Source organism: Kiloniella litopenaei, from assembly GCF_000982415.1.
Classification (GTDB): Bacteria; Pseudomonadota; Alphaproteobacteria; order Kiloniellales; family Kiloniellaceae; genus Kiloniella; species Kiloniella litopenaei.
Map to the genome: position 1 here is coordinate 42928 of NZ_LANI01000025.1, position 20407 is coordinate 63334.

19 protein-coding genes are annotated in these 20407 nt (G+C 44.6%); 9 read left to right on the forward strand and 10 right to left on the reverse strand.

The genetic code is table 11. The annotated features are described in order from the left end of the window. Window positions 1-22: 22 nt before the first annotated feature. Window positions 23-1708, reverse strand: a complete 1686-nt coding sequence (locus WH95_RS16410; protein ID WP_046509307.1) for a sensor domain-containing phosphodiesterase — start codon at window positions 1706-1708, stop codon at window positions 23-25. A gap of 423 nt (window positions 1709-2131) precedes the next feature. On the opposite strand from WH95_RS16410, the gene WH95_RS16415 reads away from it, so the two are divergent. Both WH95_RS16415 and WH95_RS16425 read left to right on the forward strand, forming a co-directional pair. Next, on the forward strand, window positions 2132-3370 hold the full coding sequence (locus WH95_RS16415) for an MFS transporter (protein WP_046509308.1): 1239 nt from the start codon (window positions 2132-2134) through the stop codon (window positions 3368-3370). 157 nt (window positions 3371-3527) lie between these two features. Beyond that, entirely contained in the window at window positions 3528-4007 is a 480-nt protein-coding gene (locus WH95_RS16425) for a hypothetical protein (protein WP_157845990.1), read from the forward strand. 67 nt (window positions 4008-4074) lie between these two features. Here the strand turns inward: WH95_RS16425 and WH95_RS16430 are convergent, their stop codons facing one another. From WH95_RS16430 to tsaD, 4 genes are all read right to left on the reverse strand, one after another. Further along, complete coding sequence (locus tag WH95_RS16430; protein WP_046509314.1) at window positions 4075-4491, reverse strand: EVE domain-containing protein; 417 nt, start codon at window positions 4489-4491, stop codon at window positions 4075-4077. Window positions 4492-4620: 129 nt separating this feature from the next. Continuing rightward, on the reverse strand, window positions 4621-4902 hold the full coding sequence (locus WH95_RS16435; protein WP_046509316.1) for a YciI family protein: 282 nt from the start codon (window positions 4900-4902) through the stop codon (window positions 4621-4623). Between the two features lie 40 nt (window positions 4903-4942). Next, complete coding sequence (locus tag WH95_RS16440) at window positions 4943-5947, reverse strand: NAD(P)H-dependent glycerol-3-phosphate dehydrogenase (protein ID WP_046509318.1); 1005 nt, start codon at window positions 5945-5947, stop codon at window positions 4943-4945. After that, window positions 5944-7026 (reverse strand): tRNA (adenosine(37)-N6)-threonylcarbamoyltransferase complex transferase subunit TsaD, encoded by a 1083-nt coding sequence (gene tsaD, locus WH95_RS16445; protein WP_046509383.1) that lies wholly within the window; start codon window positions 7024-7026, stop codon window positions 5944-5946. The genes WH95_RS16440 and tsaD overlap by 4 nt, the downstream gene beginning before the upstream one ends. A 322-nt stretch (window positions 7027-7348) precedes the next feature. Here tsaD and WH95_RS16450 point away from each other — a divergent pair, with 322 nt between their 5' ends. Continuing rightward, window positions 7349-8191, forward strand: coding sequence for an alpha/beta hydrolase family esterase (locus tag WH95_RS16450; RefSeq protein WP_052742096.1), 843 nt, complete (start codon window positions 7349-7351; stop codon window positions 8189-8191). Window positions 8192-8211: 20 nt separating this feature from the next. On the opposite strand, the gene WH95_RS16455 is transcribed toward WH95_RS16450, so the two are convergent. From WH95_RS16455 to WH95_RS16465, 3 genes are read right to left on the reverse strand one after another with little or no spacing between them, the layout of a single operon-like run. Further along, window positions 8212-9450 (reverse strand): MFS transporter, encoded by a 1239-nt coding sequence (locus tag WH95_RS16455; protein ID WP_162199395.1) that lies wholly within the window; start codon window positions 9448-9450, stop codon window positions 8212-8214. A gap of 5 nt (window positions 9451-9455) precedes the next feature. Then, complete coding sequence (locus WH95_RS16460; protein WP_046509323.1) at window positions 9456-10640, reverse strand: FAD-dependent oxidoreductase; 1185 nt, start codon at window positions 10638-10640, stop codon at window positions 9456-9458. Window positions 10641-10656: 16 nt separating this feature from the next. After that, a complete protein-coding gene (locus WH95_RS16465) occupies window positions 10657-12666 on the reverse strand; it encodes a TonB-dependent receptor (RefSeq protein ID WP_162199396.1) in 2010 nt (669 codons plus the stop codon). A 183-nt stretch (window positions 12667-12849) separates the two neighbouring features. Between WH95_RS16465 and WH95_RS16470 the strand changes: the two genes are divergently transcribed. The 5 genes from WH95_RS16470 to WH95_RS16490 all read left to right on the forward strand — a co-directional run bounded on the left by WH95_RS16470 (window position 12850) and on the right by WH95_RS16490 (window position 18923). Beyond that, window positions 12850-13827 (forward strand): helix-turn-helix transcriptional regulator, encoded by a 978-nt coding sequence (locus WH95_RS16470; protein WP_046509327.1) that lies wholly within the window; start codon window positions 12850-12852, stop codon window positions 13825-13827. 205 nt (window positions 13828-14032) lie between these two features. Then, window positions 14033-14983, forward strand: coding sequence for a hydroxymethylbilane synthase (gene hemC / locus WH95_RS16475; protein ID WP_046509330.1), 951 nt, complete (start codon window positions 14033-14035; stop codon window positions 14981-14983). Window positions 14984-15002: 19 nt separating this feature from the next. Next, window positions 15003-15716, forward strand: coding sequence for a uroporphyrinogen-III synthase (locus WH95_RS16480; protein ID WP_052742097.1), 714 nt, complete (start codon window positions 15003-15005; stop codon window positions 15714-15716). An 88-nt stretch (window positions 15717-15804) separates the two neighbouring features. Then, the gene (locus WH95_RS16485) at window positions 15805-17487 is read left to right on the forward strand and encodes a COG4223 family protein (protein ID WP_046509332.1); all 1683 of its coding nucleotides are present in this window, start codon (window positions 15805-15807) and stop codon (window positions 17485-17487) included. Beyond that, on the forward strand, window positions 17487-18923 hold the full coding sequence (locus WH95_RS16490) for a heme biosynthesis protein HemY (protein ID WP_052742098.1): 1437 nt from the start codon (window positions 17487-17489) through the stop codon (window positions 18921-18923). Before WH95_RS16485 ends, WH95_RS16490 begins: the two co-directional genes overlap by 1 nt. Before the next feature lie 83 nt (window positions 18924-19006). On the opposite strand, the gene WH95_RS16495 is transcribed toward WH95_RS16490, so the two are convergent. Then, complete coding sequence (locus tag WH95_RS16495) at window positions 19007-19207, reverse strand: hypothetical protein (protein WP_046509333.1); 201 nt, start codon at window positions 19205-19207, stop codon at window positions 19007-19009. Window positions 19208-19438: 231 nt separating this feature from the next. Here WH95_RS16495 and WH95_RS21315 point away from each other — a divergent pair, with 231 nt between their 5' ends. Continuing rightward, on the forward strand, window positions 19439-19693 hold the full coding sequence (locus WH95_RS21315; RefSeq protein ID WP_046509335.1) for a hypothetical protein: 255 nt from the start codon (window positions 19439-19441) through the stop codon (window positions 19691-19693). Between the two features lie 32 nt (window positions 19694-19725). Here the strand turns inward: WH95_RS21315 and WH95_RS16505 are convergent, their stop codons facing one another. Beyond that, on the reverse strand, window positions 19726-20361 hold the full coding sequence (locus tag WH95_RS16505) for a DUF1826 domain-containing protein (RefSeq protein ID WP_052742099.1): 636 nt from the start codon (window positions 20359-20361) through the stop codon (window positions 19726-19728). Window positions 20362-20407: the final 46 nt, after the last annotated feature.

Below are 20407 nucleotides of genomic sequence, written 5' to 3' on the forward strand. Positions count from 1 at the left end.
GCAACAGATTTGAAGGCGGGTTTCAGGACCAACTCTCTGTTGTTTCACCACGACGCACAACAGTGCGTGGTTTATCGGGTTCTTCAAAAATACTGATATCGTTACAGGGACGGCCGAAATAATAACCTTGTCCGAAATCAACGTTGCAGTTGATCAATAATTTTGTGGTTTCTTCGTCCTCTACCATCTCGGCTACAGTTTCTGTTTTTAACTTTCGGCACAGATCAGCTATGGCTTTGAGTATGTGAGCCGATGTTTCATCTTCTAGGGCATCGCGGACATAGCTACCGTCAATTTTGAGTACATCAACCTGAAACTGACGAAGATATTGGAGAGAGGCCTCACCGACTCCAAAATCATCAAGGCAGACTTTATGACCGAGTTTGCGAAGGGTCTGCATTGCTTCATTGGCAATAAGCGGGTCCGGTATTCTTGTTGATTCGGTGATTTCGAATAACAGGGACTCTGGAGAGTCTTTCAGAGGAGTTAATAATGGTGTGAGCTGATTGATGAAATCAGCATCCCCGATAGAGGCTGCAGACAAGTTTATTGCGATTGATCTATTGAATTGCGTGCTGGGATTGTTCTGTATCCACTTGATTGCTTTGCGGCAAATCGCGAGGTCAAAACCTTTGATAAGATTCAAATCCTCTGCAGATCTTATAAATTCTTGTGGTGATCCCGTTTCGTCGTTTATACGCGCCAGAACTTCATAGTGATGAATTGCACGGGTCTTTAAATCTACAATTGGTTGGAAGACAATCATGAAGTCTTCACCCTCGGTGACCCTGATAATACGCTCTGCTGTTTTTTTGATGCGCGCTAAAATCTCTGGTAACGAATGCGCAAGATCTTCCAAACTAAAGCTTTCACTTTGATCGTGGGCAAATTGCTGAATCATAAAGCTTAGCGCCTGGGCTGCGTTGCCACCCGAAATACCGCTATCAGCAAGGGCAATACTGGCCTGTTCAACTTTTAGTCCAATTCCCTTAGGGTCAGCCGCTTTGACTTGTTTAGAAATTTCGTCAGTTAATTTGTCAATGTCCAGATCCGGGCGACTGATCAGCCCGTACTTACCGTTTCCGAATGATGCTGCCGAATTTGCCTCTGTAGAACTGGCTCGCAAATAGCTGTTGATTGTCTCAGATAACTCTTCTCGGGTATCCTTATCCAGCTTCTTTGCAAACTCATCGTAGTTTTCCAACTCGATAAATGTGAGTTTATCATCGGGATTGGTTTTTAGATGTTCTGTTGCTGCCTTGCCAAAACTCACCCTGTCATGAACAACGGTCCCCCCTGCTTCCCGTTTTGTTTTGGGGGATGTTGCAGATACGACAGTCGGTAGCTTACAAGACAGAAAGTAATGTTTTTCAAGGTCTTCAACATAATAACCCGTTAGCGAAAGCGGCTGGGATTTTCCTAATTTATTTTTAAAATCAATATTCATGGGGTTGGGTCTGACACCACCAACCATGCCGGAAAGAAGGTTCTTTAGCACAGGTTCTTCATGGGGCAGGACAAGGTCGTCAATAGACATGCCGATAAGCTCTTCTACTGCGTGCCCGAAAATGGCTTGGGTCGCCCCGCTGACAAAAACGATTTCCCGTTTTTCCGAGAGCTCAAGCAACAGATCCGCTCGGCAAAAAGCAAAAGCGAGAAAACGATCCCGTTCCTGTCGCAAGGAACTTATCAAACTGTCATTGCCCATTTGGCCCCCAGGTTTCGATGACTCTCTTATTTTGAGAGCGCAGTAGTAATTGTTTAGGGTAATGCCAAGAAGTTAAAGCAAGGTGAAAACAATTTTGCTTCGGGTATAGTTTATATCCTAATGTGAAGAGAAATTATAGCTCGCCTTAGATGTATTATAAAATCTAAGGCAAGGGATTAATTTGATTCAATTGGTGATTTGAATAACCACGAGTATAGTATTCATTATGAGTTCTGTTAAACGACATCTATTGGCATTGCTCGCTATTATAATCTTTTGCTTATTGATTATGATTGTGTTTCCCGGATCTTTAGAGGCTTTTGGTACTAAGTTCTGGGATGCAGCTTTGTGGATTGGTGGCTGTTTTTCATAGGTAATGGTTCAAATTTTTATCTCCCCCCTCAGTTGATAGAGCTAACTTTTATGGCTATTTCTGAAAAAAATATACCTTCCTCACGACCTATCTGGGTGGTTCTCCTGTCTGGTTGTGTTGTCCTTTGTCTGGCCTTTGGAATTCGGTCTAGCTATGGCCTTTTTGTGAAACCGATTTCTGACGAGTTGAATTGGGGTCGTGAAGTTCTTGCCTTTTCTCTTGCCATTCAAAATTTGCTTTGGGGTGCAGCACAGCCTTTTGCGGGCATGATTGCTGACCGTTATGGTGCTGGGCGCGTCTTGGCATTAAGTGCCTTGATTTATGCTGGTGGTATTATTCTAGGGGTGATGGATTATTCGCCAATAGCATCACATATGGGGCCGGGTTTTTTTGTTGGTATTGGTCTGAGTGGCACGACTTTTGGCGTTGTTCTGGCTGTTATTGGTCGCTCGGTTGCTGAAGAAAAACGGTCCTTGGCACTGGGTATTGCAACGGCATCTGCTTCTTTGGGGCAATTCCTTATTATTCCCCTTGGCAGTAGTTTGTTACAGAGCTTTGGGTGGCAGGATGCCCTGTTAATTCTTGCTGGGTTGTTGATGTTGATTATTCCCGCCGCTTATTTTTTGCGCGGCGTGTCATCTGCTCCGCAAGGCTTGGCGGACTCCGGGCTTAAAAATTCTGACTCTATGGTTGATACCTTAAAAGAAGCTGCTCGACATCGAGGGTATTGGTTGCTTATTGCGGGTTTCTTTGTTTGTGGTTTTCATTTGGCTTTTATAACAGTTCACTTTCCCTCTTATGCGATTGATAAAGGATTGGCTCCGGAAGTAGGGGCCTGGACGCTGGCTCTTGTTGGGTTGGCGAATATTTTTGGCTCTTATGCAGCGGGGGCGTTAGGCGGTGCCTATCGTAAAAAATATTTACTTTCCGGAATTTACCTAGCACGATCTGCGGCCATTCTTGCGTTTATTTTCATGCCAGCCACAACAGTGTCCTTTTTAATTTTTGGCTTTGTTATGGGGCTTTTATGGCTGAGCACTGTTCCTTTGACATCGGGTCTGGTTGCGCAAATTTTTGGCCCTAAATATATGGGAACTTTGTTTGGTTTTGTCTTTTTTAGCCACCAGGTCGGCAGTTTTATAGGGGTTTGGTTAGGGGGAATTTTGTATGATTCTACTCAATCCTATGATCTGGTATGGTGGATTTCAATTTTTCTGGGTGTTTTTGCTGCGGTAGTTCACTGGCCAATAGCTGATCAACCTTTACGCCGGTTTTCACAAGCTACTTGATCAAGGCTCTCAGAGTTAAGATCATCGTTATTTTAACCTTTAGATTGAATCTCTGAGCAGGATATTTTTCTTTGTACTTGATTAAGGTTTTATCCTGTAAACTTGGTGCTAGTATAGCCGAAACCTTAATCGTTTCGGAAATATACAGGAAGTAAAAGTGGAAGTGAAATTGCATATGCCGACGAACAATCTGAAGCCAAAGGTGCCGTCAGAAGGCGGTCCTGAACTTGAGGATATCGTTGAAAAAGCCGAAAATGCACTTTCAGAGATGGAGGGTGATTACGAGGTTCTTGTTGCGGATGAAATCGCCAACATTAATGAATTTCTTCTACAGGCAAAAAGCAATCACGATGAATGCGCAGATCGCATAATTGAAATCCATCGTATCAGTCATAATATCAAAGGTCAGGCAGCAACATTCAGCTATCCTCTTTTATCATTAGCTGCAAAATCACTGTGTCATTTTATTCAGGAAAATGCTGAAAGGGCAGGCGAACGACTTGATCTGATTGAAGCCCACGTGAACACGATGCGGATTATTCTGACGCAAAAGCTAAAGGGTGACGGAGGACAAGAAGGCCAAGGGCTGATAACCGCTTTGGAACAGGCCGTGGGGAAAATTCTGGCGAAAGACTGAATCGTGTATTGTTTTGGTCTGGGTATCTTGCGCTGTATTTAGCGAACCGATCTTAAGGGTATCTTGTTTAATAAGGTTTGGTATCGCCCATCTCACAAATAATCTGCCATTCATCATTACTTACTGGCATCACAGAAAGCCGTGATTGTTTTATTAGTGCCATATCTTGTAAATCGGGATGTGCTTTGATTTCTTCCAAGCTGACTGGTGATGTCATGGGGTAAAGCGTTTTGACATCGACCATGCCAAAGCGCCCGGATTTATCTGTATGATCGGGGTAGTACTCTTTGCATACCTCAACGATGCCAACAATCTTCTTTTCTTTTACTGAGTGATAGAAGAATACCCGATCTCCGATCTGCATCGCTTTCATATTATTTGATGCCTGATAGTTGCGGACACCGTCCCAGTGCTCAACGCCTTTGGCAACTTGATCGTCCCAAGACCAGCTACCGGGTTCCGTCTTCATCAACCAATATGCCAACGTGACCTCCTTTTATTCTGGGAATTCCTTGGTAGGAGAATAGCACTGCTCACCCAGTAAACAAGCAGTGCTATTGATATTTGGTAAGATGAGGAAGTTCCCCAATAGAGATTTCCATTGGTTTTGTTCTTATTTCGGCAGGGCCTGTTTCCAAGGTGTGATTGTGACCTGCTCGAAGAGGCCAGCTTTGTTGTAGGGATCGTTTAGGGCAAATTCTTGTGCAGCAGTGTCGTCATCAAATTCAAGGATCAGCAGGCTGCCTGTCATGCTTTCGTAATCAGCGCCCAGTGTTGGACCTGCGACGACGATATGATCAATAAACTGGTTGAGGTATTCCAAATGCGCAGGACGATTTTCGGCACGGACGTGCGCGTGATCTTTTTTATCTACACATGAAAAGATGAATTTCATTGGATGTATCCTAATCTAAGTGAAACATAGTTTTGAATGGTTATATCTCTGCCTTTTGAGGGCGGGCGAGAAGTTGGGCGATCGTTTCGTTAATATCTGCGTCGTTGTGCAGTATGTTACATACCGCATGACAGATCGGCATATCGATAGAGAGCTTTTGTGCAAGCTCTGTTACTGATTTGCTAGAGCTTAACCCTTCCGCAACGGTAATTCGCCCCTTGAGGTAATCCTGAATCGCGATACCTTGGCCCAAAGCTTTGCCAAGCGCATAGTTTCTCGATTGTGTGGCTGTGCAGGTGAGGGTGAGGTCCCCCATACCCGAAAGACCCATAAGGGTTTCTCGCCGCCCACCTTTTGCAAGGCCCAGTTTTACGATTTCTGACAGACCGCGGGTGATCAATGCGGCACGGGCATTGTCGCCTAGTCTTTTTCCCTCGACGATGCCACAGGCAATCGCGATTACATTCTTTACCGCTCCGCCAATCTCGGCCCCGATTGGATCCAGGGATTGGTAGATTCTAAAGGAACGGTTATTGAGCGTGTTTGATAGTTTTTTACCTAACACTTCGTCTGCACAGGCTAGGGTTACCGCAGTGGGTAGTTTGTTGGCCACTTCAATGGCAAAGGTTGGTCCTGAAAGGACTGCAATCGGGTTGTGCGGGAGTATTCTTGCGATCATTTCTGTCATCAGGAGCCCGCTTTTGATTTCGACCCCTTTGGTGCAGAGAACAAGCGGTGTTTCCGGGTTAATTTGATCTTTACAGGTTTCTAGAACGGCGCCTAGGTGTTGAGAGGGGACAACGAGAAGGAGGGCATCACAATCTTGTACAGCAGATATTTCCGTTGTCGCTATGATTCTAGGGTCAAGGTTTGCGCCTTTTAGATAGAGCTTGTTTTCATGGGCATGATTGATATCTGCAACAACGTTTTCGTTACGTGACCAGAGAATAACATCATTTCCAGCCTCTGCGGCAACGGCAGCAAGGGCGGTCCCCCAAGCACCAGCCCCGAGAACCCCGATTGTTTTAACGGGCGGTTTTGTCATGTCTTTACTGCCTCAACGCCCGTCAGTTGATCAAGTGGCCAACGTGGACGCGGAGCGAAATCCAGAGAGTCTGTTAACCCCAGACGGAGGCGTTCCAATCCGGCCCAGGCAATCATCACGCCGTTATCGGTGCAAAGCTTGACCGGCGGGGCCAGTAGGCTTGTATTATAGGTATCTGTCAGTTCCGTAAGACGAGCGCGTAGCGTCAGGTTTGCGGCAACACCGCCAGCAACGACCAATGGCCCCGGTTGGCCATAGGTATCCTGAAAAATATCCATTGCTTTTTTACAGCGATCAACAAGAACATCGCCAACAGCCAATTGGAATGAGGCTGCAAGATCCGCTTTATCCTGCGCGCTCAGGTTCGCAATATCGACTTCTGTGCTTTTCCCCTTGCTGGCACATTCAAGGATTTGTTTGCGTATGGCCGTTTTTAAACCCGAAAAAGAAAAATCACAGCCCGGACGCCCTTTCATGGGGCGCGGTAGATCAAAGCGTTTGGGGTCGCCGCTTTTGGCAATTTGTTCGATCATTGGACCGCCGGGATAGGGGAGTCCCATCATCTTGGCGGTTTTATCAAAAGCTTCACCGACAGCATCATCAATCGTGCCGCCCAATCGGGTGTAACGGCCCACATCTTCGACTGCGAGGAGCTGGCAGTGCCCACCGGATACGAGGAGGAGGAGATAAGGAAAACCCGCAGCGTTTTTTTCGGTGAGACGCGCAGTTAAAGCATGTCCTTCGAGATGATTCACAGCTAGAAAAGGGAGCTTTCGTGCAGCTGCGATTGCCTTGGCTGTCATAACCCCAACAAAAACACCACCGATCAGGCCCGGGCCAGCAGTTGCGGCGATGCCATCCAGTTGATCAAAGTCCAGATTGGCTTCTTCCAGTGCAGATCTTATCAGGCGATCAAGATGATTCATATGGCTGCGGGCGGCAATTTCGGGAACAACTCCACCATAGGGTTTATGCTCTTCCAATTGGGTAAGAACTTTGTTGGCGAGAATGTTGTGATCACTATCCACAATGGCCGCTGCAGTTTCGTCGCAGCTGGTTTCTATACCAAGTACCTTCATGCTTTTTAAATCGGCCATGTTTTCCAATTTGGCGTTTTCCAATTCAGCAGAGTTATGAGAACTGGGTTATGAGAGAGGCTGCACTTCATTTAACAGCCTTTCCCCAATATTTAAAATCTTGTCGTAGAAAATACCATTCACGGCATTTCGGCAAGGTTTCGCTATAGAAAACTTAGTTAATCAGCTTTTTGAAGGGTAAAAGCTATATCCCTTTTGAGGTTCATAACCAAAAGTTGTTTTTATGTGAGGTGGAAAAATTGTGAAGGTTGGCTACCTAGTAATCAATACTCTTTGTTCTGCTACTGTCGTAATCGGGGATTTTATGAGACGAATTGAAGCCCTTGTCGTTATTGTATTGTTGATAGGCGGTTTATTTCTCGCTTCTTTATCGCAAGCCGTGAATTTGAAAGAAGAACCGGGTTCTCCGGATTCTAATGTCAATGAAATCGTTTTGGACAGTGGACGCTATGTAATAGTGACGCCTGGGGCTCAAACAGGTGAAGAGCCTTATCCAACGTTATTTTATTATCATGGCTATGGGCAAAGTGCTGATCTTGTCCTGAAAAATAAAGCTTTGTTGAATCTTGCGTCTTCACGGGGTGTTATGCTGGTTATTCCTGATGGTCTCAATCGCAGCTGGTCCAATGTTGGTGCACCAAGTGAACGTAGGGATGAAATTGCCTTTACCCGTGATATCCTGAGGGATGTGAAATCTCGGCATGAGGTTGATGAGGAACGTTCGTGGGTTTCGGGTTTTTCCCAGGGCGGATCAATGGCCTGGGATGTTGCCTGCTATATGGGCGAAGAATTTTCAGCCTTTTTCCCGATCGCGGGTTCGTTTTGGCGCCCTCATCCCGTTGCCTGTGATGAACCGGTAAACATGCGCCATATTCACGGACTGTCAGACCGGGTCGTTCCCATGACTGGACGGCCTATTGGTGAGCGTTGGCATCAGGGGGATGTGAAAATAGGTGTTGGTATCTGGAAAGAAAGGAACCGTTGCGAAGCTAATCCTGAAACTGTCATTCTTCCCGATATGACCTGTGAGGTATGGCGTGGATGTGCGACGGGCAAAGAGTTGGAGTTATGCCTCCACAAAGGGGGACATAACATTAAAATGAATTGGTTAGCTCAAGGAATGGATTGGGCAGAAGGCTTAATCTAAACTATTAAATCATGTACTGATTACCTGTAAGTTTTCGGTCCTTCCGTGATTTTTGTCAGGTGGATAAAGCTGATGCAGGTTATCAAACTAAATGATGTTGCGATAAAATAAAAATTGCTATAGCCGATTAGATTGACAAGATAACCACTAATAATACCTGCTATAACGGCAATTGCTGTATCAGCGGATTGAAAAAGCGTAAAATCCACTCCAGCTTGGTGTTTAGAGCTAAGGCTCATCAAAATGGCGTAAATGATTACAAACCCCATAGCTGATGTATATGATAGCAACAATGTTGAAATAAGGATCCAGAGCTTAGGAGCTTCAGGAGTAAGGCAAATAAGGGTAATACCGCCTACAGTGATTAATTTACAAAAAGTTATAAATAATAAAGAGGTCCGTTTGGTCTGATTCTGAAGTAGTACACTCCCTGCTAAAGCTCCTGCCAGGCCGAGTAATGCTCCTCCAATCCCATTTACGAGGCCGATATAATAAAGACTAATTTTGCTGTCGACGAGTAGCGGCCCTATCATGCTAAGAGATAATCGATTACCAATGGCATAAATAGATATCATTATGAGGCCATAAATTACTTCTTTTCTCTTTAGGGCATAAATTAGGCTCGGGGTATGTTTTGTTTGGGCTGCTTTTGCATGTTCTTCTTTGATAAAACAAAGAGGAACCGAGAGTATTCCTAGCAGTAATCCAATAATTATAAAGGATTTCTCTGGATTAAAATAACTGACAAGGGTTACGAATAATCCGCCTCCAATTAAGATACCGATATAACTACTGCCCGTTTGTGCAAAACTCCCCCAATTTTGATTATTTCTCGGGACTTGTTCTATGGTTAGGGCATCGGCAGCGATATCTATTGTTGATGCTATAACCGCAATAAATATAAGAGCACATAATATCCATTTGAAATCATTGAGTTGGGAAATAAGGAACAAACAAAGTATTAAGATAAACTGCCCAATTAAAATTATGGCCTTGCTTCGTTTGGAGCCGTCATTTTTTATACGGTATTTTTCAACATAGGGTGCCCATAAGAATTTAAGTGACCAAGGTGCCATAGCAAGGAAAACCATGCCGATAAGATGATGATCATATCCCTCTGATCTCAAAATCGCAGGTAAACCAATAAATGTTAGACCACCGATCGCGCTTTGCAGTGCATAGATACTTGATATTGCTATAAGTAATTTAATAGTGGGCCAACGTTTCAAAGAATTGGTGTTCATTTGTGAAAGTGTCATGTTAATCAATTTTTTTCCTGAATACCGTTTTCAGAATCCATAATCTCAGATTGGATGTTTTTGAGGAAATAACGACCTAGAAGGTTTTCAGGTATGAGCTTCATGCTTAAATTTCTCAACCAGAAGCCGTAATGGGTTTTGGGTATAAAAATAGATGCAATTTTTCGACTTCTTTTTTGCAGGCGCAAAATTGATTTCCTTAGCTGATTTTCGTAATAAACCATACCATTTGGGAGACCATGCCTTTTAATACCTTCGGATAAAAGATATGCACCCGTTAAAGCCATGCCGGCGCCTTGGCCAGATAATAAAGACATGCAGTATGCTGCATCACCAATTACAACTTTGTTGCCTTGACTCCATTGAGGCATTTCTATCATTGCCATATTATCGAGATAGATATGAGCTTGTTGGGACTTGGCTAATTCGATCCTCTCAAGGCATATAGGATTGGCTCCCGAGAAGATATTTTTCAAATATTCAGCGCGGCTATTTTGTGGAATAGAAGATATATTGTTGTTTTGCCAACAGAGAATTGCCACTAATTGTTTTTCGTTGAGAGCATAATATTGACTTTGTCTACTAGGTTCTACATATGAGACAAACTCTGTTTGTAGAGTATTGGGGATATCAACTGTAAAGGCTGCTACGCTATATCCCATATGATGTATGAATTGGCTTTCATTTCCAAAAAATTTCGATCTCAAATCTGAATGAATTCCATCCGCTCCGATTATTAAATCGTACGATTTCCTCGACCCAGATTGAAATATGACTTCTGTCTGACCATGCGCATGGTCGCTGAATGATATTGCTTTTTCACCAAAGGTTATGGGGAGGTCATCCTTTGTGTGATTATAGATGGTTCGTACAAGATTAGTTCTTGGAAAGCTTAAAAACTCTAATTCTTCAAGTATTTTAGAGTAGTTGAGTCTATGCAGATGTTTTCCGGTTTTGCTTATGTATAAATTTTCTCCTATTGAGATATTTTGCTGTAGGAGGTCATTTTTTAAACCCATTTTTTCGGCAATATTAAGTCCTGGCCCTGAAAGGCCGATCATATATCCATTTTGCTTAAAATCTGGATATTTTTCGACAACTTCAACGTCCAAATTTTGTCGGTTTAGCCACCAAGCTGTAGCTAAACCGGCAACGCCAGCGCCACAAATTAAAACTTTCTTTTTTTGCATAAATTTTTTCCCTAACCTAGAAGCGACTGGTTAGAGATAAGCCTAAAAACCGTCCTTCACCCAGTTGGCTTTTGGTGCCTCCTGGCCCAAAATCAAAGGCACTAACCCTGTAATTTTTATCTGTAAGGTTTTCCCCAAATACTTTAAGAGACACATTTTCTGTTACGTCCCAAGTCGCAGAGGCATCAAAAAGCATATAACCGCTTTGAGTTATAGTATTGGCTTCGTCAAAGTATGTTTTCCCAATATAACGTCCACCGGCTTGTATAGAAAGTTCACCCGGTATGGATGAGATAGGCAAAAGATAATCAGCAGATAAATTGTATGTTTGATCTGGCGCGTAAGGAACCCGATTGCCACTATAATCACTTGTAGCTGTGGGGTCATTATAATCCTCGAATGTAGATTTTCCTATATGAGCGCTGCCTAAAAGCGTTAGATTATCACCGAGGTAGGCGCGAGCAGATAGCTCAATACCTTTACTTTCTGCAGTACCTACATTTTTTAAAACGCGAAATGGCTGAGTACCGACATAGATTTGTTTGTCATCTGTTTTGATGAAATAAGCTGCCGTGTTGAGTTCCAGATTATTATTGAAGAATGATGTTTTTGCTCCAACTTCAAAATTATCCGATATTTCAGAGTTGTAAGCGATGCTGTCATTAATACTGCTAACGGCTTTGTTAAAGCCTCCAGGCTTATAACCTTGGCTGTAAAGGCCGTATACCCGAACATTATTGAGCAGGTCGTAGCCAATGGCTAACTTTGGTGAGATATTGGTAAAACTTTTTTCACTGTTAAAGTTAAAATTGGTTGGAGATGTTTGCTCGAAATTTACTTCTGCTAAGTCGTAAGAAAAACGGGCGCCTGCTGTTAAGTCGAGCTTGTCCGTTAAAGAGTATGTTCCTTCACCAAAAACGGCATAGCTATCAATTTGATGTTTTCCTATGTTTGTGCCAGATGCCGAAACTGGTTTTCGTTCAAAATTTGTTCGTTGAGCATATATGCCGGCAACGCCATTCAAATTATCGCTGGGTTCAAAGGCTATTCTAATTTCTTCAGAATAAGATGTCTGGGTTTCTGGTAATTCGCTTCCAAATATATTCCTTTCTAGACCTCTGTCTTGAAAGGATGTAATCGACTGTAATTCTATTTTATCCCAGTTATAGCTTAAATCTAGGGATGCAGATGTTGTTTTTCTCTCTAATTCTGGTTTTGTGCCACCCTGTGCCACAATTGTGACTTCCCGGTTTTTCTCGTCGGAAGCGTTAACGTAGAATTCTTCGTGAGATTTGTAATCCTCATGTGTGAGGGATAACTCTGCCTCAAAAGGGTTGTCTTTTTCTGCGTAACGAAGCTTGCCTCTAAAATATTTGGTCTGGTTATCATCTACTTTATTATCACTGATATCTGTCGCAGTTAGCTCACCAGATTCATGCGATTTTTTGATGGAAAACTCTCCAAACAGTTTATCTTCAAAAAGAGGACCTGAAACGAGAGCCTGTCCGTATTGTTCTTTACCATCAATAGAGAGTTTACTCTCGAGTCTGAATTCGTCATCTGGTTTTCTTGTGATTATGTTTATGACACCGCCCTGAGCGTTTCTGCCATATAGCGTGCCTTGTGGACCTTTCAGAATTTCAACGTGATCGAGATTGAGTAGCTCTTGTGAGAAGACGGCCTGATCTTGAGGGCTACCATCTACATAAATACTGACTGAGGGGTTATAAAAATCTGAAGAGGAGAGACCGCGGATACTGATATTACTGTATGCTTTATTTCCTCGACTACGAATTTGAAGACTACTATCCAGTCGATCAAGGTCCTTGACGCTATCGATTCTGGATTTTTCTAGCTCTTCAGAATCATATACTTGTATTGAAGAATTAATTTCTTCAATGGTCTGGTCTCGTTTAGTAGCGGTTATGACGATTTCGTCTAATAAGATATCTGATGCATATGACCTTTCTATGGATAAAGTGCTCATTATTGTTATTGATGTTTTTAATATTTTACTTATTTGCATTGCCCCAAGTCTCATAGTTTATAGCGTTGCTTTTTAAGCATTTGATGTCACGCCGTTAATTTTTCATTTGGGCACACTTTATTGACATATAATTTTGAAACCACCGTGATCAGGGTGAAAATTGTTGCAATCGGAACTAATAATTAATAATGATTATCATTATTAATTATAGAGGGTATTTTGTTGACGAAAAATAGAAAATTTTCTGAGCAAAAATTACTTTTAAAAGTATTAGAGAATCATGAAATCCGTGCAGTTAATGAACCATCTGATGGTGGATTGGATTTTACTGATTGGATCCGGCGAGAAGATCTCGAAAGAGGGCTAAGTATTAATCGTATTGATAAGATTGTTGATAAACCAGTAATTATGGAAGCTGAAGGACCTCCTGTATTTTCACTGGTAACATTCTTTTCAGGGGAAGGTTACTTATCTATAACAGATGGTAAAAAGCTAAAATTAATACCTAACACATTGGTTTTATTTTACTCTAAAGCAATAGCTAATGGTCGAAATGAGTTCTATCCACCAAGTCCATTAAAATTTATTGAAGTAAGATTTAATATTGAATTTTTACAGAAAATAATTCCACGTGAATTGAATAAATTCACAGAACTGTTTGTTTCTGATTATTCTGTTCCCTCTAAAAATGCTTGGTTAAAATCAGTTCTAACGCCACCAGAAATTTTGCCAATTATGCAAGATTTATGGGATTTGAATTTACCTGATAGTGCTCTGAAGACGCTTTATTTAAAAGGGAAAGCATTGGAGGTTCTCTCGTTGGTTATACAATTTTTTGAAAAACAGAATAATTCAAAGAATAACGTATCTTTGTCACCATCTGACAAACGAAAAATATATCAGGCACGAGAGCTTCTAGAAAAAAAGCCTGATAAAGAATGGCAAATAGCTGAAATATCTCGGACAGTTGGTATTAATGAAAGAAAATTAAAATTTGGTTTTAGAAGTATTTTGGGGGCATCAGTGTATGCCTCTCTTCAACAGATACGAATGGAGTTAGCAATAAATTTACTTCTGGAAACTGAAGAAAGTATTACTGATATAGCCCTTACCGTTGGTTATTCAAATCCAAGCCATTTCTCGCAACTTTTTAAGCGTTATTACAAATGTACGCCAAAACAATATAGGTATAAGGCGTAGCAGTTCTCCTCGTTGTAAATATCCTCGATGCTTTCCCAAAATATACTTGTGAAGTGATAGACATCGAACTGCGTCGGTTCGTCGCGCGATTTATCAGCAGCATAGGAATTGTCGAAAGGTAACTGAAAGAGTAAGGTGCGATTGATTGAACACTCTCTGGATAAATTTATGCATCCAGACTTACAGGAACCTATGGCAATAATCTATGACTGATACTCCAATTCTTCGTCTCGGTACCCGGGGAAGTCCCCTTGCGCTCGCACAAGCTTTTGAAGTTAAGCGGTTGTTGCAAGAAGCACATTCTGATTTGAAAGATGAAGAGTCTGTCGAGATTGTTGTGATTAAAACCACAGGCGATAAGATTCAGGATCGGGCGCTATCTGCAATCGGCGGTAAAGGGCTTTTTACCAAAGAAATTGAAGACGGTTTGCAGGACGGTAGCATTGATATTGCCGTACATTCGATGAAGGATGTACCGACGTGGCTGCCTGACGGGTTGGAAATCTCTACTGTTCTAGAGCGGGAAGATCCGCGTGATGCGCTTTTCTCATCCAAAGCAAATTCGCTGGCAGACCTTCCCAAAGGTGCTGTTGTTGGTTCCGCATCGTTGCGCAGGCAAGCGCAGATCAAGGCTAAACGCCCGGACCTGGAAGTCATTACCTTTCGTGGATCAGTCCAGACCAGACTGCGTAAACTGGAAGAGGGGCAGGTAGATGCTACCTTGCTCGCCGTTGCAGGCTTGAACAGACTGAAACAGTCCGATTTGATTACGGCGGCTCTTTCAACCGAAGAAATGTTACCCGCACCTGCCCAGGGTGCCGTGGGGCTAGAGGTTCGAATTGGGGATGACCGGGTGCGTGCATACGTTGATGCCATTCATCATGAACCAACGATGCAACGTATTACCGCGGAACGGGCCTGCCTTGCGGAACTGGATGGATCTTGCCGGACACCTATTGCCGCACTTGCTGAAATTGAAGGGGACGAGCTTTATCTTCGTACAATGTTGGCAGCAACAGATGGTAGTAAAATTTTTACGACAGAAAGACGTGGCCCGATATCCTCGGCCGAGGAGATGGGACGATCTGCAGGTCGGGAATTAAAGGAACAGGCCGGAGAAGCGTTTTTCAAAACTTTGGAAGACCAGCAATCCTGATTTAACCTAGAGGTCAGTAATGATCACACACCTTGTCACGCGTCCCCAAGCGGATCAGGAGCCCTTTGCTTCGGAGCTTCGTCAATTGGGGCGCGAGGTGTTTTTGGATCCGGTTTTTGATATCGTGTTCCGGAATTCAGTTGGACTTGATCTTTCTGGTGTACAGGCTGTTATTTTTACCTCTGCCAATGGTGTACGTGCCTATCAGCTAAATAGTAAAGACTGTTCTCTGCCAGCGCTTTGTGTAGGGGAAAATTCTGCCATTGCGGCTCGTGAGAGTGGATTCGAACAGGTTTATTCTGCCAATGGTGACGTAGGCGATTTAGCTGAACTGGTTCGTAGAAAACTGAAGCCGGGATCTGGCACTCTATTGCATCCCGCGGCATCAAAAGTAGCCGGAGATTTACAGGCTGATCTTGGCCAGTGCGGCTATGCCTATCGTCGTGAAATTTTGTACGAGGCAACAGCGTCCAAAACATTGCTTCCGCAAACAAAAAAAATATTAAAAGAAAATAAAATCAAAGAGATAAGTTTTTTTTCGCCTCGCTCTTCCAAGGTGTTTTTGTCATTGTTGTCCCAAGAAAATCTATTGTCCAATCTGCAAGGTACAGCCATCTATTGTTTGAGCAAGGCAGTTGCCGATTGTTTTGGGCAAATGCCGGGGCTCAAGCTATTGGTTTCAGAGCTGCCGAACAGGGCAGATATGATAAAGTTAATTGCATCAAACAAATAAGTGTACGTACGTACTGGATTTTGCCTTAACTCTGGCGCATAGTTTCCTTAATGACGTGTTTTAATCATATGGATTAAACGCAATCTGGATGACCGAGGATACGATGGCCAGCAAACAGAGCGACAAATCAAAGCAACCGACAACGGGTTCTTCTGTACAGGACGAGAATAAATCGCTTGATAAAGAAACGATTGGCGAAAGCCCGACACAGGAAATTATTAACGCCTTTGGTGGTTTGAGGCCGCTGGCCAGTAAGTTGGGTATCGCTGTGAGCACTGTGCAGGGGTGGAAAGAACGCGATTCAATTCCCTCTGCCCGTCACGAAGATATTCTCAAGGCTGCCGCGAAAGCGAACATTACGCTTAATGTGGCGCGGGTTCGTGAAAGTGATCTTCTATTGTCAGACGAAGCTGATCAAGGTGCTTCAAATGACAAGTCTGATATAAAATCTACCCTGAAAGCAACAAGCTCAATCCCTGTCTCCGGATCAAAGGCGACGGTGGGTGACAAAGCGGTGCCAGAAAAAACTGATGCTGCAAAAAATAACGCTGATACAAAAAGTAAGGGTGTTAAACAGGCTCGTGATGTTGGCCATGACCAAAGCAAGGTCAATGAAGAACCGTCTGCTACGCAAACAGTAGCTGTTGTTAAAAGGGGCAGTAGCCTGAATAGCTTCTTTTACGGGGTCGGGTTCTGTGCGCTGGCAATGGCAGCGGCTGTTTTCTTTCGAAGCGAGTGGCTGCCTCTTGTCGAGAAGATCCCGACATTCGGTGCCGAGGGCGAGACAACAAGTGTTAGTGCGCTTGAAGAACGGATTGCAGGGTTGGAGCGGGATGTCCTTAATACGCAAAGCAGAGGTGTTGATCAGAATCGTTTTCTGTCGCTGGCCGAAACTGTGCGAACGCTAAAATTACAGCAATCCGAGCTTGAGCGGCAACTGAACGGCTTGACCAGTGGTGGTGTGGTTGTCACCTCAAGTGATGCTGATAAAGATCTGGTGGATGCCCTGCGAACTGAATTGGAACAAACCCGTCAACGTCTGGATGTTATCGAGAGTACAGGGCTTGCTTCCTCATCTGTTGGGGACAGTTTCAATGCAACTTCTGTTCAGCAGTTGGCAGCTATCCGTTCGCAAATGAATGCGCTGGTATCTGAAGTCGAGGGCTTGAAAGCCAACGCACCAGTTTCTTCCCCGACAGTAATCTCGGGAATTCCGAGTCCTGCTACGGGTGATGTTTATCTTGCTCTTGGTGTTTTACAGCTACGCGACGCCTTACGCGGGTCTGGTCCTTTTGTGAAGGAACTGGATCTTGTTCGAGCCGTTGCACCTGAAAACAGCACGATTCGCGAACTTGTCTCTCCGCTTTCATCCTTTGCTGCTGTTGGCTTGCCCAGTTTGACTGATTTACGGGCAAGTTTCCCGGCTGCAGCACGCGAGGCATTATCGGCTGATAAGATAGCGGGTGGACAGACCTGGGTCGACAAGGCCATTGGCCGTGTTACGGATGTGGTATCTATTCGCCCAATTGATATTCTTGATGGACAGGGCACATCAAGTGTTTTGGCACGGGCTGAAAACTATCTGAAGGATGGTGATCTATCGGGCGCTTTGCAGGAGCTTGAAAAATTGACCTCTGCGGCGACTTCCGGAATGGAAGATTGGCTTTTGCTGGCCAAACAACGTCAGGAAGGTGAGCAAATCAGTCAGCAACTTGCTTTGCTGCTGATTGGTGTCACGGCACAGGGTAGCGGTGCCGGAGGGATTGAATAATGAAACGGACGCTGATTTATTTTCTCAAGCTGGCGATTGTTCTGACGATTGTTATATGGATTGCGAACCGCCCGGGTCTGGTTTCTGTGGACTGGATTGGCTATCGCCTGGAAACAACGGTTGGGGTTCTCTTCCTTGCTGCGGTGGCATTGGCAATATCTGCGGCATTTCTTTACCGCTTTTGGCGCAGTCTCATCAACGCACCTGCTCTTTTTGGGCAAGCCCGGCAAGATAACCGCAAGAAGCGTGGCTATAAAGCCTTGACCCATGGCATGGTTGCCGTGGCCGCGGGTGAAGCCGATACAGCCCTTGCCATGGCCCGTAAGGCAGAAAATCTGCTTTCCGATGAGCCGCCACTCACTATGCTGTTATCTGCTCAGGCAGCACAGCTTCAGGGAAATGAAGAGGCCGCGACAAACTATTTCAAGGCCATGTTGGAAGACAAGGAAACCCGTTTTCTTGGGTTACGGGGGCTTTTGATGCAGGCCCAACGCCGCGGTGATTTTGCCGAGGCGCTGGAGTTGGCAAAGCAGGCCCATACCCTGAGCCCGAAAACACCGTGGGTTCAGGAAAGTTTGTTTGAGCTTTCTGAAGCAACGGGGCAATTCGCGATTGCGGATCAGGCTTTGAAAGAGGGGGCCAAGACAAAAAATCTTACCCCCGCAGAAGCGGCGCGGAAGCGGGCTGTGGTTAAACTTCAACAGGCTTTGAAAGCGAATGATCAGGGCGACGTTCAAGCCTCATTGGCCTTTGCCAAGGAAGCTTACAAACTGGCGCCTGATCTGGTGCCTGCCGTGGCTTTCCTCGCAGAGGCCTATAATCGTGCCGGGCGTATTAAGGATGCTGAAAAAACGTTGAAAAAAGCATGGGGTAAACAGCCCCATCGAGACCTTGCCCGCGTGTTTCTGACGCTATGGCCTTCTGAAAGCAATGTTGAACGCGCCAAACGTCTGGGGCAGATGGTTGCCCAGAACAAAGATCACTACGAAAGCCATATTGCACTGGCAGAGGCTAATTTGGCCGCAAAGCTTTGGGGTGAGGCGCGTCGTCATCTGAAACAGGCATCCGAGCAAGGGGGACCCAGTCGTTTGGTGTGCCGTTTGATGGGACGGCTGGAACAGGAAGAGCATGGTGACAACCGTGCTGCGGCTGAATGGTTTGAGAAATCAGAAACCGCGCTTATTGCCCATAACTGGGTGTGTGAGTCCTGTGGTGCGATTGCGGAAAGCTGGCAGGCCCATTGCGGGGATTGTGGCTCTTTTGACTCACTGGCGTGGAAGCGTCCGACAATTCTGACGGAAGAAAATGTTATCGGGTCAAAGACATTGGAGACCGTGGCAGGAACCGCACTTGTGTTGGAGAATAGTGAGAAGAACGAGATTGTCATCGCCAAGCCGACAGAGATTGAAGGCGCCGCAAGAGAAACAGGTGCGTGACGACATGGTTTCGTGAGGCTTTAATAAGTGCTCTAAAGCGCTTGTTTTTCAGGTGATATCGTATTTGAATTAAACATAAGAAGTTATTGCTGGGGGCGTAAGTCCAATGCAATGACTTCTTTTTTTGCCTCTTCATCGTCAATGCCAGACATGGCAGCCAGTAACATTGCCGCTGCTGTTACGCCTTCCTTGTGTGCCGTTAGTAGTGATTCACTTCTTGATAAGGCTTCTGTGACGGTTTCATAATAAGCCTCTTCGATCATTTCTTTTGTTGCTGAATCCAACGAAATTTACCTCTTACACGTCCCTAAAATGAAAGAGTTGTCGGCAATCTGTGTCTTTTTTCATTTTATAAAGTATCGTTTCACTAACTCTGAGAGTTACAGCTCGTTCATGTACCCCTTATAGCCGCTATATTAGTAATGAATGGGTTATATTTTATTAAATAGCGCCCTTTTCTTGAAATGAATCCAGAGCACTTGCGATAATCAATAGTGCGGTATGTGGGGGGTGATATGAGTGACCCGCCGCATGAGGCAGCGGGCCGCATACATCAAGACGGTATTATGATTCCGGGCAAGTCGTTTACCAGCATGAAGCAAGTCGAAAGCTGTGTTAATTTGTTCATGAGTCATGCTGTGAGTAATATAGGGGTCGACATCAAAGTCGCCTCGCAACCATTTGCTGAGTTGATAACAGAAGGAATGGTCACGATGCTGTCACTTTGTTGGGAGTGTCTTATCATCGGGCATATGATGCCCCATGTCTGAATGGTAGTGAGTGCCCATAACGATCACAGGAATCAATTATAAACAATCTCTGGCTTGTAGTCTGAGCCCGGATCAATCGCGAGCAACAGACGTGTTTCCCCGGTTCCGGCGATTGGTGGAGAGCGGTGCTGTATCGTGGTCTCTTCTTTTCCAGGCCAACGAGCACCACGCAATAATGTCGCATCCCCAGCAGACACTGTAACTGGTGAGCTTTCCGCACCCCGTTGCGCTATCTGGGTGCCTCTGCCGAGATAGGTGCAAAGCATGCGCGCCGTCATATTGTCGACATGGAATTTACGGCAAGCGTCTGTATTCACAACCTCCAGCCGAACATGAAGTAAAGGGCTTCCCATGATTTCGCTCATAATGAAGCCCAAAGCAGCGATATCTCCGGCCAACATGTCACGATGCTTCCCAGCAGGTGTATGTGACAAATCACAAGCTGCATGGACGCTATTTTCAAGTGCGTCTACGGTCACCAAGCTCCGGAATTGAGGTAAATTTTCCGGACTCAGTCCTTTGATCCAGTTCGAAAAATCAACTGATAGATCCCGTTGCCAAACAGTCGCAGCAACTCCAGGTTTCAGGATATGTGATAGTATTGATACGTCGCTCCCTTGCGCCATAACATCAGCTTCGGGGTAGACAGGGGATTCATTCAACTGCATTTACATGCCTCTCGCTCTGGCCCTTCAAGTGGCCGCGTCTTTCATT

What these genes read in the sequence shown, in the direction of transcription:
- WH95_RS16410 (WP_046509307.1), bottom strand. Translation starts at nt 1,708, where the DNA reads ATGGGCAATGACAGTTTGATAAGTTCCTTGCGACAGGAACGGGATCGT.
- WH95_RS16415 (WP_046509308.1), top strand. Translation starts at nt 2,132, where the DNA reads ATGGCTATTTCTGAAAAAAATATACCTTCCTCACGACCTATCTGGGTG.
- WH95_RS16435 (WP_046509316.1), bottom strand. Translation starts at nt 4,902, where the DNA reads ATGAAATTCATCTTTTCATGTGTAGATAAAAAAGATCACGCGCACGTC.
- WH95_RS16440 (WP_046509318.1), bottom strand. Translation starts at nt 5,947, where the DNA reads ATGACAAAACCGCCCGTTAAAACAATCGGGGTTCTCGGGGCTGGTGCT.
- tsaD (WP_046509383.1), bottom strand. Translation starts at nt 7,026, where the DNA reads ATGAAGGTACTTGGTATAGAAACCAGCTGCGACGAAACTGCAGCGGCC.
- WH95_RS16450 (WP_052742096.1), top strand. Translation starts at nt 7,349, where the DNA reads ATGAGACGAATTGAAGCCCTTGTCGTTATTGTATTGTTGATAGGCGGT.
- WH95_RS16455 (WP_162199395.1), bottom strand. Translation starts at nt 9,450, where the DNA reads ATGACACTTTCACAAATGAACACCAATTCTTTGAAACGTTGGCCCACT.
- WH95_RS16460 (WP_046509323.1), bottom strand. Translation starts at nt 10,640, where the DNA reads ATGCAAAAAAAGAAAGTTTTAATTTGTGGCGCTGGCGTTGCCGGTTTA.
- WH95_RS16465 (WP_162199396.1), bottom strand. Translation starts at nt 12,666, where the DNA reads ATGCAAATAAGTAAAATATTAAAAACATCAATAACAATAATGAGCACT.
- hemC (WP_046509330.1), top strand. Translation starts at nt 14,033, where the DNA reads ATGACTGATACTCCAATTCTTCGTCTCGGTACCCGGGGAAGTCCCCTT.
- WH95_RS16480 (WP_052742097.1), top strand. Translation starts at nt 15,003, where the DNA reads ATGATCACACACCTTGTCACGCGTCCCCAAGCGGATCAGGAGCCCTTT.
- WH95_RS16485 (WP_046509332.1), top strand. Translation starts at nt 15,805, where the DNA reads ATGACCGAGGATACGATGGCCAGCAAACAGAGCGACAAATCAAAGCAA.
- WH95_RS16490 (WP_052742098.1), top strand. Translation starts at nt 17,487, where the DNA reads ATGAAACGGACGCTGATTTATTTTCTCAAGCTGGCGATTGTTCTGACG.
- WH95_RS21315 (WP_046509335.1), top strand. Translation starts at nt 19,439, where the DNA reads ATGAGTGACCCGCCGCATGAGGCAGCGGGCCGCATACATCAAGACGGT.
- WH95_RS16505 (WP_052742099.1), bottom strand. Translation starts at nt 20,361, where the DNA reads ATGCAGTTGAATGAATCCCCTGTCTACCCCGAAGCTGATGTTATGGCG.